This is a genomic window from Rhodococcus sp. NPDC057135, assembly GCF_042670865.1.
In the GTDB taxonomy this organism is placed as follows: domain Bacteria; phylum Actinomycetota; class Actinomycetes; order Mycobacteriales; family Mycobacteriaceae; genus Rhodococcus_F.
Genome location: NZ_JBHUUU010000001.1, coordinates 201,405 through 215,159, shown reverse-complemented (window position 1 = coordinate 215,159; position 13,755 = coordinate 201,405). Strand labels below are relative to the sequence as shown.

The following is a 13,755-nucleotide window of genomic DNA, read 5'->3' as shown; positions in this document are numbered from 1 at the left end:
CACATTTAACGTTTCACGTCGAGATTTAACCTCTGCGTGAGTTTATTTTCCCAGCTTGCGGCGGTTTCCGGCCACCCTTAGCGTTGCTCGCATGACGGAGGCCCAACGCTCGTTTCTCGTCTGCGCTTCGCAGCGCAGCGGCAGTACTTTGCTGGTCGAATCCCTGCGAGCGACCGGGGTCGCGGGTGAGCCGGAAGAGTTCTTCCAGTACCTCCCCGACACCTCGCGATCGCCGCAACCGAGGCAGTGGTTCGAGGACGTGACGGACGAGTCCGTCCTGGGTCTACTCGCCCCGTTCCACCCGGGCACGCCGGACACACGCACCTCCGAACAGTGGCGCACACAACTTCTCGAACTCGGCCGGACACCCAACGGAGTCTGGGGTGGCAAGCTGATGTGGAATCAGACGCCGCTCCTGCTCGATCGCGCGGCCGGATTGCCGTGGCGCAGTGGGACGGACCTACGTTCCGCGCTCCACGACACCCTCGATCACGACCTGCAGTTCATACACGTCTATCGAGAAGATGTTGTCGCTCAGGCTGTGTCGATGTGGCGCGCCGTGCAGACGCAAGTCTGGCGCGACGACGCGACTCCACCGAATCTCTCGGACGGTGCGCAGTACAACGCACTCGGAATCGCGCACCTGGTGACGATTCTCGGTGAGCAGGAACGCCAATGGAAGCGCTGGTTCGCGGAAGAGGACATCTCTCCCATCGAGATCGGGTTCCGCGATCTCACCGAAGACCCGCAGTCCGTGGTCGCGAAAACCCTCATCTCCCTCGGTCTCGACGGACAACTGGCCCCACCACCGCCGCTGCGTCGTCAGAGCGACGGACGATCCCGCGAATGGGTGCAGCGCTACCGCATCGACGCCGAACAGAACGGATACCCCGTCACATGAGCACCGATACCGATGTGGTCGACGAACTCCGAGTTCTCGAATCCGAAGCGGTTCACATCATTCGAGAGGTGGTGGCAGAACTCGAAAGACCGGTACTGCTCTTCTCGGCGGGTAAGGACTCGATAGTCCTGCTTCGGCTCGCCGAGAAGGCGTTTCGACCGTCGCCGCTTCCCTTCCCCGTGCTGCACGTCGATACCGGTCACAATTTCGACGAGGTCATCGAATTTCGCGACCGTCGGATCAAGGAGGGCGGGCACACACTTCTGGTTGCCTCCGTTCAGGATTCGATCGACCAAGGCAGAGTGCAGGAGTCGACCGAGACCAGCGGATCGCGAAACCGACTGCAGACCAGAACCCTGCTCGACGCTCTCGAAGGCGGGCGATTCGACGCCGCATTCGGCGGCGCCCGTCGGGACGAAGAACGTGCGCGCGCAAAGGAAAGAGTCCTCAGCTTCCGTGACGAGTTCGGCCAGTGGGATCCACGGGCGCAGCGTGCCGAACCGTGGTCGCTCTACAACGGACGGATCAGACGCGGCGAGTCCGTTCGTGTTTTCCCGCTGAGCAACTGGACCGAACTCGACATCTGGCGCTACATCGCCCAGGAGGAACTGGACCTGCCGTCCATCTATTTCGCGCACGAGCGGCGGGTATTCGAACGCGACGGAATGCTCCTCGCCGCTTCCGAATTCAGCATCGATGCCGAGAACTCCTCGGCTACAAAAGAATGGGTGCGGTATCGAACCGTCGGCGATCTGACCATCACCGGCGCCGTTCGATCTCATGCCACCACTATCGACGACGTCGTCACCGAGATCTCGGCCGCGACGGTATCCGAACGAGGCGAGACTCGCGCAGACGACCGAACGTCGGTCGCCGCGATGGAAGACCGAAAGCGTGAGGGCTATTTCTGATGACCACCACCATCACTCGCCAACTCCTGCGACTGGCAACGGCGGGTAGCGTCGACGACGGCAAGAGCACGCTGATCGGCCGACTGTTGCACGACACCGGTAGCCTGCCCACCGATCACCTCGATTCCGTGACCGACGAGGATGGTGTCGCTGATCTGGCCGCACTCTCCGACGGACTGCGCGCCGAGCGTGAACAGGGAATCACGATCGACGTTGCCTACCGATTCTTCTCCACTCCCACAAGAAGTTACGTCCTCGCCGATACTCCGGGGCACGAGCGCTACACGCGCAACATGTTCACCGGCGCATCCAACGCGCACGTTGCCGTCCTGTTGGTCGACGCGAGAACCGGAGTGCTGCGTCAGACGCGTCGGCATGCCAGAATCGCTGCGCTGCTCGGTGTTCCGAATCTCGTGGCAGTGGTGAACAAGATCGATCTGGTGGACTTCGACGAAGCGAGATTTGCTCAGGTGCAGGAAGAATTGCGGGCCTTGGCACGGCAAGTCGGACGTGAGGACGTACTTGCCATCCCGGTCTCCGCGAAAGCCGGCGACAATGTCGTGACCCGTTCGGAGAACACCGCGTGGTACGACGGGCCGACGCTCCTCGAGTACCTCGAAGGCGTCGAACTCCATGCGCCTGCGACTCGCACCGAGGAGCTTCGGCTTCCCGTGCAGTGGGTTTCGCGTCCCGATCCGCAGAACCGTCGCCGATACACCGGCAGAATTTCGGCAGGCACGCTGAGCGTCGGAGACGAAGTGGTGGTTCTGCCGTCCGGATCGAAGAGCACCGTGATCGGATTGGACACTCTCGACGAAGGCCGCATCACTGCCGTTGCACCACTGTCGGTTTCGGTGGAACTGGCCGACGACATCGACGTCGGACGCGGCGATGTACTCGTCAGTGGCGGCGCGCAGGCTCATTTGCCCGTGCTGGCCCGAGAACTGGACGCCACGATCTGCTGGTTGTCCAACACCCCGTTGCGCGCCGGTGACCGGATAGCACTCAAACACACGTCCCGGACCGTGCGAGCGACGGTTCAAGAACTGCACACCCGACTCGACCCCGAGACACTCGACGAGCAGGACAGCCCGGTGGAGCTGGGGCTCAACGACATCGGAACGGTCACGCTCCGAACCAGTTCGGTGGTGGTCGCCGATACCTACGACCACAATCGGGACTCTGGTGCGTTCATTCTGATCGACGAGCAGAGCAACGACACCGTCGGCGCAGGCACCATTCTCGAACCCCGCGTCGTTGTTCCCGGCGAGCAGACCCGCAGTGACATCAAATGGCACCCGTCCTCACTCGAACGTCAACGACGCTGGGCGTCGACTACCCAGCAGGGTGCCACGATCTGGCTGACCGGCCTGCCTGCCTCCGGAAAGTCCACCGTCGCCGTGGCTGTCGAACGTGCGCTGGTCGAGGCCGGGCGCACCGCGTATCTTCTGGACGGCGACAACGTGCGTCACGGCATCTCCGACGATCTCGGGTTCTCGCCGGGAGACCGGGCTGAGAACATCCGTCGCGTCGGGCATCTCACGCGACTGTTCGCCGACGCCGGCGTGGTGGCCATCGCGTCGATGGTTTCGCCACTGCGTTCGGATCGAGCAATTGCGCGGGCTCTCAACGAAGCTGCCGGACTCACCTTCCTGGAAGTTGCCGTCACCACTCCCGTCGAAGAATGCGAACGTCGAGATCCCAAGGGCTTGTATGCGCGTGCTCGGGCCGGCGAGCTGAAGGGGCTCACCGGAATCGACGCACCGTACGAAACGCCGGAAGCTCCGGATCTGGCTTTCGACACGACCGGCGCTGACATCAGTGAACTGGTCGAGCGGGTCATCGCATTGTTGCAGGAGCGAGAGACCGCTCGAACCTAGGGGTTTTCGGTGTCCGACTCGAGATAGCCGCGGTCCGCGCTGTAGGCAGACCGCACGTTGGGCCGGACACCGATCTTCTCGAGGTACGCCGCCATGCGGTGCACGGCCATCGCGCTACCCAATGCCTCGTCGGGCAGACGGTCATCGGTTTCGGCGCGCCAGTTGTGAAGCTGCGAAGACAATTCCGCCTGTACAGCCGAGACTTCCGGTCGATCGATCAGATTGATCTTCTCGTCCGGATCGGCACGTAGGTCGTACAGCTCCCGAGGCGCACGTACCGCCAGATGCTCAGTGCCCAGGGCTTTTCCGGAAAGACTGTCCTCGATGTCGAGCGGTAGATCCAGAGCCGGACGGACGGCGTAGTTCTCGATGTAGCTGTAGTCCTTGGTGCGCACCGCGCGAATGGGATCGAAGCTGTCGTGAAAGGTCTTCTCCGTGAACAGGGAAGTCCGGACAGGTTCGGAGGGTTCAGTTCCGCGATCGACGAGGGCATCGGCGTGCGAGCGCCCTTCCACCTCGGTGGGGACGTCGATTCCGAGCAAATCGAGAATGGTCGGAACAAGATCCACACCGCTGAACAGTGTCTCGTATTCCTTTCCGCCACTGCGATACCGAGCCGGAGGCCGAGCGATCAAGGCAATGCCGGTACCCGGTGCGTAGAGCGTCGACTTGGCACGCGGGAACGCCGCGCCGTGATCAGTGAGGAAGAAGACCCATGTGTTCTCGTCGAGCCCCTCTTCCTCGAGGGTCGCGAGCAGATCACCCACCGCGGCGTCGGCCACCTCTACGCTGCCGTGGAATTCGGCCAGATCCTCGCGCACCTGTGGCACGTCCGGAAGGTATCCGGGAACCTCGAGGGCTGCGGTGTCCGCCGGGGTGTAGCGATCCGCCGGGTACGGCCGATGCGTTTCGAAGAATCCCGTGGTGAGCAGGAACGGCTCGGGCGGGAAGCGTCGTAGCCAGTTCTGGGCACGCGGAACCACGTAGTCGCAGAACGAGTTCGTGACGTCGTATTCGTGATAGCCCAGTCGCTTCGGATACGCAGTCTCGTGCTGCATGCCGAAGAGCGAGGTGTACCAACCGTTGTCGGAGAGGATCTGCGGAAGCGTCTGCACCTCCGCGTGGTACTCCCAGCCGTGATGCGCCAACCCGATCAGACCGTTGTTGTGCGGATACCTGCCCGAGAAGAGCGAACCGCGCGAAGGCGAGCACAGCGGCGCCGTCGCGTGTGCGTCGGTGAACCGGATGCCCTCGGCCGCCAGACGGTCGAGATGGGGGCTGTTGACCCCGGCGACACCGTAACTCGCGAGGTGCCGCCCCAGGTCGTGCCAATGAATGATCAGGACGTTATCTCGCGCAGCCGACACGTGGGCAAGGCTAGTTGCCCCGCCCACGTGCGGCAACAGCTCGAATCAGCAGGATCTCAACTGTTTCTGCCGAGCTGTCTGATCCATCCGCGGGTATCGGCCGGATCGATGACGTCGTCCAGTTCGAACGTGGTCGCCGCCATGAGCGCCTTGCCCTGTGCGTAGGCCAGTTCCACGAACTGACCGAACAGTGTTTCCCGAGCCACCGGATCTTCGACGGACTCGAGTTCCTTGCGGAAACCGAGACGCACGGCGCCTTCCAGACCCATCGGCCCGATCTCTCCGGTCGGCCACGCCACCGTGAACTCGGGGGCGTGGAAGGAACCACCGGCCATTGCCATGGCGCCCAACCCGTAACCCTTGCGCAGGATGACCGTTCCGAACGGCACGGTGAGTCGAGCACCGGCAACGAAGAACCTGCCGAACCTTCGGACCGTCGCCTCCTCCTCCGAATCCGGGCCCACCATGAAACCCGGTGTGTCGCACAGGGTCACCAGAGCGATGCGGTGTGCTTCGAGGAGTTCCAGGAAATCCGAGGCCTTGTCCGACGCTTCCGCGTCGATCGCGCCGCCGAGATGCTCGCTGCTGTTGGCCAGCACACCGTACGGAACTCCTTCGACGCGAACGAGTGCGGTGACTACACCGCGTCCGTAGTCTCGACGCAGTTCCAGGACGCTGTCGACGTCCGCGATTGCGTCGATTGCTCCACGAACGTCGTACGAGCGCAGGCGATTCTCCGGCACCACATGCCGGGAGAGCCGCGGATCCGGAGCCGTCCACTCTCCGCTCGCACCCTGGAAGTAGCCGAGGTACTGCTTGGCCAGGGCCACCGCATGCGCGTCGTCGTCAGCGACCAGGTGTACGACGCCGTTACGGCGCTGCACGTCGATGGGGCCGATGTCCTCGGGGCGGAAGTTTCCGAGCCCGCCGCCCTCGACCATGGCAGGACCACCCATGCCGATATTGGCGTCCGGTGTAGCGATCAGCACGTCGCACGCGCCGGCCAGGGCCGCGTTGCCCGCGAAACAACGACCGGACACGACGGCGACCATGGGCACCCGTCCGCTCAGCGCCGCCATGGCGCGGAAGGTTCCCAGTTCGAGGCCCGCCCCGGCGCCCGCATCGGTGTCACCCGGGCGACCGCCGCCGCCTTCCGCGAACAGCACCACCGGAACTCGCTTGCGGTCGGCGATCTCGAGCAGGCGGTCGGTCTTGGCGTGATTACGCATGCCCTGGGTACCGGCGAGCACCGAGTAGTCGTACGAGATCACGACGCTCTCGCCGCCGCTGATGGTCGCCACTCCGCCGATCAAACCGTCAGCCGGAGTGTTGGCGATCAGGTCTTCCTCGCTGCGTCGACTGCGCTGCGCCGCCAGCGCGAGAGCGCCGTACTCGACCAGACTGTCGTCGTCGACCAGGTCGTAGACGTTCTCGCGAGCAGTCCGGCGTCCCAGCTTGTGACGCTTCGCCACTGCCGCGGGCCGGGCCGCGTCCAGGGTCACCTCGTGGCGAGCGATGATCTCCGCGAGATCGGGACGCACGTCGTCGAGGTTCACCTCGTCGACCTCGGCGAGCTTCGATCCCGCGCTTGCACTACGGACGACGAGCAACGGTTCGCCCGCACCCACCGACCTCCCCGGTGACGACAGGACCCGGACCACTTCGAGATCACCGGGAGCCGAGAGAACATGCTGCATCTTCATCGCCTCGAGGACGGCAACCTGGCCACCCGCATGGACGCCGTCACCGACGGCGGCGAGTTCGACCACGATGCCCGCCATCTGCGCACGAACCACATCCTCGTCCGGTGCCACGTCCACAGCCGAGGAGGGCGTGTGTGGGCCGGCTTCGGGAACGAGGTCCGCCAACCGCGAACCCAACCAGTCGACGTCGACCAAGCCGTCACGGAAGTCCTTGTCGGACAGAATTGCCTGCAGGAACTCGATGTTGGTCGCTACGCCGTCGATGGCGAACTCACTCAAAGCAGCAATCGACTTGCGCACCGCGGCAGGGAAATCCGATCGACGTGTGTGGGTGATCACCTTCGCCAGCAGCGAATCGTAACGTGCACTCGGCGAGAGCCCGACGGCGCCGAAGGTGTCCACTCGCACACCGGGCCCGCTCGGAGGAGTGAAGGTGTCGAGCGTGCCCGACGACGGCAACGCATTGCCGTCCGGCGTCATGGTTTCCATGTTGACGCGGGCCTGGATCGCGATTCCCGATGCGACTGCCACGGATCCGACTGTCTCCGACTCCTTCTCGACAGCGGTGATTCCGGTTGGCAGGTCCAGGTTTTCGAACGGAACTCCGTCCGCGATCGCGAGCTGCACGGCGACGAGATCTACCCCGGTGACCTCCTCGGTTACCGTGTGCTCCACCTGAATTCGCGGATTGACTTCGAGGAAGACGAAGCCGCGTTCCTCGACGAGGAACTCGACCGTCGCGATTCCGCGGTAGCCGACCTCGGCGCACAGCCTCGCGGCCGCGGCGTGCAGACGCTCGCGCAGGGCCCCCGACAGCCCCTGCGCGGGCGCTACCTCGATCAACTTCTGATGCCGACGTTGGACGCTGCAATCACGGTCACCCAGAGCGAGCGCATGGGTTCCGCCTTGCCCCGGTGCCGCCACGATCTGCACTTCGATGTGCCGAGCGTGCTCACTGAGTACCTCGGCGAACAGTGCCGAACTGCCGAATCCCGACTGGGCTTCGGCCGCACACACACGGTACGCGTCGTCGAGTGCTTTCGGGTCACGCACCGCGCGCATGCCGCGGCCACCGCCGCCGCTGAGCGCCTTGATCATGATGCCGCGGGGGTTGCGCTCGAAGAATTCGCGCACCTCGTCGAGGGCGGCGTTCGCCGATGTCGACGGCAGCACCGGTACCCCCGAGTCGACAGCCGCAGTACGGGCGCTGGCTTTGTCTCCGAAAGTCCGGAGAACCTGGGCGTCCGGACCGACGAAGACCATGCCCGCGTCGGCGCACGCCCGCGCGAATTCGGCGTTTTCACTGAGGAATCCGTAGCCGGGGTGCACGTGTGTGGCGCCCGTTTCGGCCGCGATCTTCAGCAAGCCGCCCTGATCGAGATAGGCGGAAGCGCCCGACGCTCCGAGCGGCACCGACTCCGTGGCCGCCGCGACGTGCGGACTGGACGCGTCGTCCGCGGCGTAGACCGACACCGTCTCGATGCCGAGTTCACGGGCAGTTCGAATGATCCGCAGCGCAATTTCGCCGCGGTTCGCAATCAGCAGTCTCACTTGTCCCCCTGAGTGCGCTCGAACAGATCGCCCTTGCGCACCTTTCCTGTCGCAGTCATCGGAAGCGCCTCGAGCACTTCCACTTCGGGCACCTTGTACGTGGCCATGTTCTCCTTCGCCCACGAGACGATCTCGTCGGCCATGACTACCGAGCCCTCGACCAGCTGGACAAACGCAAAAGCCACCTGTCCCTTGTCCGGGTCCGGTTTCGGCACCACCGCAGCCTTTTCGATCGCCGGGTGCAGCATGAGCAGCGCTTCCACCTCGGACGGGAAGACGCTCATGCCGTTGGTCTTGATCATTTCCTTGTTCCGCGCCAGGTAGTGCAAACCACCACGCTCACTGAACTTTCCGACGTCGCCGGTCTGCAACCAGCCGTCACGGATGGCGTCGGCCGTCGCAGCGTCGTTGCGGTAGTACGCGGAAAGGATCGACGGACTGCGCACGATGATCTGTCCGTGCTCACCGACGGGAACCGGCCTGCCGTCGTGATCGACGATCAGAACGTCGGTGCCGGGCACCGGTATTCCGCAGAACACCGGCTCGCTTTTCAGGTCGTAGTCACCGTCCTGGAAGCCGAGGGTGATCGTGTCCGCGGTATGGGTTTCGGTCATGCCGTAGCTCGCTTCGCGCAGAACACCGCCGGTGGCCTCGCGCCACCGCTGGCGTGTAGCCGGATCGAGTTTGAGGACAAATGAGACTGCCATGGCGTTCTGGAGTGTCGAGAGATTTCGCTCCGCGAATCCTGGTGTATCCATCAGTTCGACGTAATTGTCGACGGTTCCGACCAGCGAGGTCACGCCGTACGTCTCGACCGCGTCGAGCGTGGTTTCCGCATCCCAACGATTCAGCAAGACAACGGTTCCGCCGTTGACGAGCGGAACCAGGATGCCGAAGTCCTCACCCGCGATCCAGAAGATCGGCAGAAACACCAGGGACACCGGCGGATTGGCGCCCACCTGGTCACCGCCGGCAAGCGTCGCCGTGGCCGCGGTGTAGACCATGTGGCGCTGAGTGTGCTCACAGCCCTTGGGCATTCCCGTCGTTCCGCCCGTGTAGTTCAGAGCAGCAAGGGAATCGAGATCGGTGGCAACCGGAGTCGCCCGCTCACTGGTGATGATCGACTGCCAGTCGCTCAGGCGCGGATCGTCCACCTCGAAGGGCAGTTCGACGGTCGGGATCGCGGTCAGCATGTCCGACACTGCGGTCTTCGCGACGTGTTCGAGCGGAGTCTGGGAGCGAACCTTCTTCACCAACTTCGAAAAAGTGTTCTGCGTCAGAAGAACCGTGACGCCCGCATCGTTGAGTTCGTGAATCAATTCGTGTTCACGGAAGAGCGGATTGATCGGCACGTGAACCGCGCCGACCTTCAGAATGCCGAGCATCGCGATATGGAACTGCGGGCAATTGACCAGGTGAACGCCGACGCGATCGCCGCGTTCGACGCCGAGCGAAAGCAGCCATCCGGCAAAACGATCCGAAAGCTCGTCGTATTCGGAATACGTGATGACCCGGCCGTAGAAGACGATTGCGGGAGTATCCGGCCGCTCTACCGCCCAATGCCGCAAGTAGTCGACAAGCCCCCCGCCTTCGAGCGGATACTCGACGGCGCGGGGAATGCCGGCGGGCCAATGCGCTTGTTGCAGCGCGGAGATTTCCGCCAGAGCCGCTTCGAGCACGTCTTGTTCTGCCACCGATCACTCCATTCGTAAAAGAAATCTATTTCGACTCTTCGAACCCGATCAACCGCTCGGACATCGTCGTCATATCTGCGATGAACTGGTTCTGCTCGTCAGCACTCGCTTTGCTCAATCGTGCTCCACCGGCCATCTGCGCGTCCGAGATCATCTGCACGAGCACCGGAGGCGAAACGCAGGGATCTACGTCGTGAACCTGTCGAATACGTTCGACGAAGCGCACGTAGCGGCTCACGAGCTTTTCGCGGACCGCCGACCAACTGCGCTCGACCTCGGAATCCACCCGCGCCCGATGCTCGATGACCGCGAGCAGGTCCCCATAGGTGTACACGGCCGTGATGAACGCCGATGTGGTCGTTCTGAGAACTTCGCGTAGATCCTCGGCCGCTGGCCCCTCCATGTGCTGGGCATCGAGAAACCGTCGGCACATCATTTCGGCGACGGCGCGGAAGACCTCGTCCTTGGACGAGAAGTACGCGTAGAAGGTCGCCCGGGACACATCGGCCCTGGTCGTGATCGTCTCGACCGTCACGGCGTCGTATCCGAGTTCGCCGAAACAGAGCGCCGCGGTATCGAGCAAGCCGGCACGGCGTGGACCGTCCCCGAGCTTGCGGGCTGTCCGCGCTCGCTCCTGCGTTTCGCTGGTGGTCACCGTCACAGTGTGTGTTGACGTTGACGTCAATGTCAAGAATCGCAGCCCCGACGACCGACTTCGGCCTTTTGTTCGGGTTGCCCTTTCACAGCCCATATATCGGGTGTAAGACTCTGCCTCTAATGCTTTTCGCCTTTTCCAGAAGGAGTCAGTTCCGTGCCGGAAGAATCCGCGTCACCCTCCTATTCCACGATCAAGGAAACAGTTGCCGGTTTGATGCCGACTCTGGAGTCGGAACTAGTCGAACTTGTTCGCATCCCGTCGATAGCGACCGAGGGTTTCCCCAGCGAACCCCTCTTCGAGGCTCACGATCTGATCGTTTCTCTATTGGAAAAATCCGGAGTCACGACGATAGAGAAACTCGAAATAACAGGTAAAACCGCGCCCGTCATCATTGCGACAGTTCCCGGCCCCGCCGGATCCCCGACGGTATTGATGTATTCGCATTACGACGTCGTTCCCGCCGACGACGTCGAACTCTGGGATTCTCCGCCTTTCGAACCGACCAAGCGTGACGGCGCAATCTACGGCCGCGGTACGGCAGATTCGAAGGCAAATGTCATCGGCATGATCGGTGCACTTCGAGTCTTCGACGGAAAGCCGCCGGTGACGGTCAAGCTCGTCATCGAGGGCCAGGAAGAATTCGGCAGCCCTTTCGACAACTATCCGCCGGAAGCCCCCGAATTATTTGCGGCCGACGCAATGGTCATCGCCGACGTCGGCAGCGTTCGCCCCGGCTCACCGACCCTGACCGTCGCACTGCGCGGATCCGCCCAGGTGATCGTCGAACTCACCACTCTCGGCGCCGACAAGCACAACGGCCTCTACGGCGGCGCCGCACCGGACGCCCGCCTCGCGCTCATCCGCGCACTGGCGTCTCTGCACGACGACAACGGGGACGTGGCAGTCGACGGCCTCCTACGCGAACCGTGGACCGGTAGTTCGTACACCGAGGAAGAGTTCCGCGCCCTCGCCGAGATCCGCGACGGGCTCCCCCTGCTCGGGACCGGCGGCATCGGCGAACGCATCTGGTCGGGCCCGGCAATCACCGTGACCGGTATAGACGCTCCCCCGGTGGACGGTGCGGTCAACGCCGTCGCAAGCACAGCCCGCGCCGTGATCAATCTGCGCGTGCATCCGCGTCAGCCGGCGGTGGAGGCACAAGCTGCCCTGATACGGCATCTGGAAGCCCTGCGCCCCTTCGGTTTGCAACTGACCGTCACCGCGGGAGAAACCGGCGACGGATTCGCGGCAGCCGAAAGCGGACCGGCCTTCGACGCAGCGCTGTCGGCACTCTCGCAGTCGTGGGGTGAGCCGGCCGGGCTGATGGCAGGCGGCGGCTCGATCCCCCTCGTGATGGCTCTGGATACAGCGGTGCCCACCGCCGAGAAGCTGTTGTTCGGCGCCACCGACGGTTACGCGAACATCCACGGCCCCAACGAACGTGTACTGCTCGACGAGTTCGAGAAGGCCGTCGTCGCCAAAGCACTGTTCTTCCAGGAGTACGCCGACACCTTCGAGGGGAAGAAATGAGCACCGAGACCGATACGGGATCCGCGCAAACGCCGGCCAAGAAGAAGTTCGAGTTTCCCGGTGCGGTCGCGATGCTCGCGATCGTCACCATTCTGGTCTGGGTTGCGGCACTGTTCATTCCGGCCGGACGCTTCGGCGTCGACGTGGACGGCTCACCCGTTCCCGGCAGCTTCGAGACCGTCACGTCTCCGCTCTCGTTCTGGGAACGAATCCAGCAACTGATCCTCTCCCCCGTGAACGGCCTGTACGGCGTACAGGATTCGATCACCGGGTTCGTCGACACCGACAACATCGGACGGCTCTTCGGTTCGGTCGGCGTAGTCCTCTTCATCATGGCGCTCGGTGCGTTCATCTCGGTCAGCTTTGCCACCCGCAGCCTGGAAACCGCTGTCTCCCAGCTGGCTACCAAGCTCAGCGACAAGGGCTGGTTGCTCATCACCGTCATCATGGTGCTGTTCTCGCTACTCGGTTCGACGATGGGCTTCTCGGTCGAGACGTTCGGCTTCTACGCCCTGCTCATCCCGCTGATGACGGCACTGGGTTACGACCGCATGGTCGCGGCCACGATGATCATCCTCGGTGCTCTGGTCGGAAACATGGCGTCGACCGTCAATCCGTTCTCGATCGGCGTCGCCTCCGGTGAGGCAGGCGTCTCCATCGGTGACGGCATCGTGTTGCGCGTGATCTTGTGGATCGTATTGACCGCGGTGGCAGTGGCATTCGTTCTCCGCTACGCCGCGAAGGTGAAGAAGGACCCCACGAAGTCGCTCGTCGGTTTCGGCATCGAGGACGACGAAGACGAAGAACCGGCCGAGCCGGTGGACATCGACGGCAAGCTCACCGGAACTCAGAAGCTGGTGCTGCTCATCACCGGGCTAACGTTCGGATTGATGATCTTCTCCGTCATCCCGTGGTCGAGCATCTTCGGCGCCACGACCGGGCCGGCCGAGTACGACGCGTACCACGTCACCACCACCGAGCCTTATTGGTTCGAGTTGAACTGGTGGTTCCCGCAATTGGCGATGCTGTTCATCCTCGCCGCCGTTCTCGTCGGCGTGGTCGCGAAGATGGGTGAGAAGAAGATCGTCTCCCTGATCACGCGTGGAGCCGGCGACATGGTCGGACCGGCGATCGTCATCCTGCTCGCTCGCGGCGTCTCGGTGATCATGACCAACACCGAAACCCTCGACACCATCCTCAACGCGATGGAACAATTGGTCAGCGGTGCTTCGGCGGGGGTCTTCGCGATCCTGGTGATGCTCGTCAACATCCCGCTGGCGTTCCTGATCCCGTCCAGTTCCGGTCACGCCACCCTGGCGATGCCGCTGCTCGCACCGCTGGGCGACTTCGCCGGAGTCAGTCGCGCACTCGTCATCACCGCCTTCCAGATGGGCCACGGCCTCATGCTGATGGTCGCCCCGACCAACGTCGTCGTCGTCGGCGGGTTGGCCATGGCGAAGGTGGGCTACGACAAGTTCCTGCGCTTCGTCTGGCCACTGCTACTGATCAACTTCGTGATCGTTGTCGTGGTGATCGGCGCGGCAGCGGTATTCGAATAGT

The 13,755-nt window shown here is 63.3% G+C and carries 9 protein-coding genes; 5 read left to right on the top strand and 4 right to left on the bottom strand.

Features of this window, described 5'->3' with window-relative positions; genetic code table 11:
• Positions 1–91: 91 nt before the first annotated feature.
• The 3 genes from ACFT1A_RS00960 to cysC are packed head-to-tail and all read left to right on the top strand — an operon-like array spanning position 92 to position 3,692.
• Positions 92–901, top strand: coding sequence for a Stf0 family sulfotransferase (locus ACFT1A_RS00960; protein ID WP_378445449.1), 810 nt, complete (start codon positions 92–94; stop codon positions 899–901).
• On the top strand, positions 898–1,812 hold the full coding sequence (cysD, locus tag ACFT1A_RS00955; protein ID WP_378445447.1) for a sulfate adenylyltransferase subunit CysD: 915 nt from the start codon (positions 898–900) through the stop codon (positions 1,810–1,812). Before ACFT1A_RS00960 ends, cysD begins: the two co-directional genes overlap by 4 nt.
• Complete coding sequence (gene cysC / locus ACFT1A_RS00950) at positions 1,812–3,692, top strand: adenylyl-sulfate kinase (RefSeq protein WP_378445445.1); 1,881 nt, start codon at positions 1,812–1,814, stop codon at positions 3,690–3,692. Before cysD ends, cysC begins: the two co-directional genes overlap by 1 nt.
• Here the strand turns inward: cysC and ACFT1A_RS00945 are convergent.
• Genes ACFT1A_RS00945 through ACFT1A_RS00930 form a run of 4 tightly spaced genes read right to left on the bottom strand, consistent with a single transcriptional unit; the run spans position 3,689 to position 10,668 of the window.
• Positions 3,689–5,059: a sulfatase gene (locus tag ACFT1A_RS00945; protein ID WP_378445443.1), complete on the bottom strand. Its 1,371-nt coding sequence runs from the start codon at positions 5,057–5,059 to the stop codon at positions 3,689–3,691. The two genes, cysC and ACFT1A_RS00945, sit on opposite strands and share 4 nt — an antisense overlap.
• A 56-nt stretch (positions 5,060–5,115) precedes the next feature.
• Positions 5,116–8,313, bottom strand: coding sequence for a carboxyl transferase domain-containing protein (locus tag ACFT1A_RS00940; protein ID WP_378445441.1), 3,198 nt, complete (start codon positions 8,311–8,313; stop codon positions 5,116–5,118).
• Positions 8,310–10,007 carry an AMP-binding protein gene (locus ACFT1A_RS00935; RefSeq protein WP_378445439.1) on the bottom strand — a complete coding sequence of 566 codons (1,698 nt, stop codon included), beginning with the start codon at positions 10,005–10,007 and terminating at the stop codon, positions 8,310–8,312. Before ACFT1A_RS00935 ends, ACFT1A_RS00940 begins: the two co-directional genes overlap by 4 nt.
• A 25-nt stretch (positions 10,008–10,032) precedes the next feature.
• Positions 10,033–10,668, bottom strand: a complete 636-nt coding sequence (locus ACFT1A_RS00930) for a TetR/AcrR family transcriptional regulator (protein WP_214887201.1) — start codon at positions 10,666–10,668, stop codon at positions 10,033–10,035.
• Positions 10,669–10,818: 150 nt separating this feature from the next.
• On the opposite strand from ACFT1A_RS00930, the gene ACFT1A_RS00925 reads away from it, so the two are divergent.
• Complete coding sequence (locus tag ACFT1A_RS00925) at positions 10,819–12,195, top strand: M20/M25/M40 family metallo-hydrolase (RefSeq protein WP_378445437.1); 1,377 nt, start codon at positions 10,819–10,821, stop codon at positions 12,193–12,195.
• Positions 12,192–13,754: a YfcC family protein gene (locus ACFT1A_RS00920; RefSeq protein ID WP_378445435.1), complete on the top strand. Its 1,563-nt coding sequence runs from the start codon at positions 12,192–12,194 to the stop codon at positions 13,752–13,754. Before ACFT1A_RS00925 ends, ACFT1A_RS00920 begins: the two co-directional genes overlap by 4 nt.
• Position 13,755 lies beyond the last annotated feature (1 nt).

Coding starts and splice junctions, on each gene's coding strand:
- ACFT1A_RS00960 (WP_378445449.1), top strand. CDS start 92: ATGACGGAGGCCCAACGCTCGTTTCTCGTCTGCGCTTCGCAGCGCAGC.
- cysD (WP_378445447.1), top strand. CDS start 898: ATGAGCACCGATACCGATGTGGTCGACGAACTCCGAGTTCTCGAATCC.
- cysC (WP_378445445.1), top strand. CDS start 1,812: ATGACCACCACCATCACTCGCCAACTCCTGCGACTGGCAACGGCGGGT.
- ACFT1A_RS00920 (WP_378445435.1), top strand. CDS start 12,192: ATGAGCACCGAGACCGATACGGGATCCGCGCAAACGCCGGCCAAGAAG.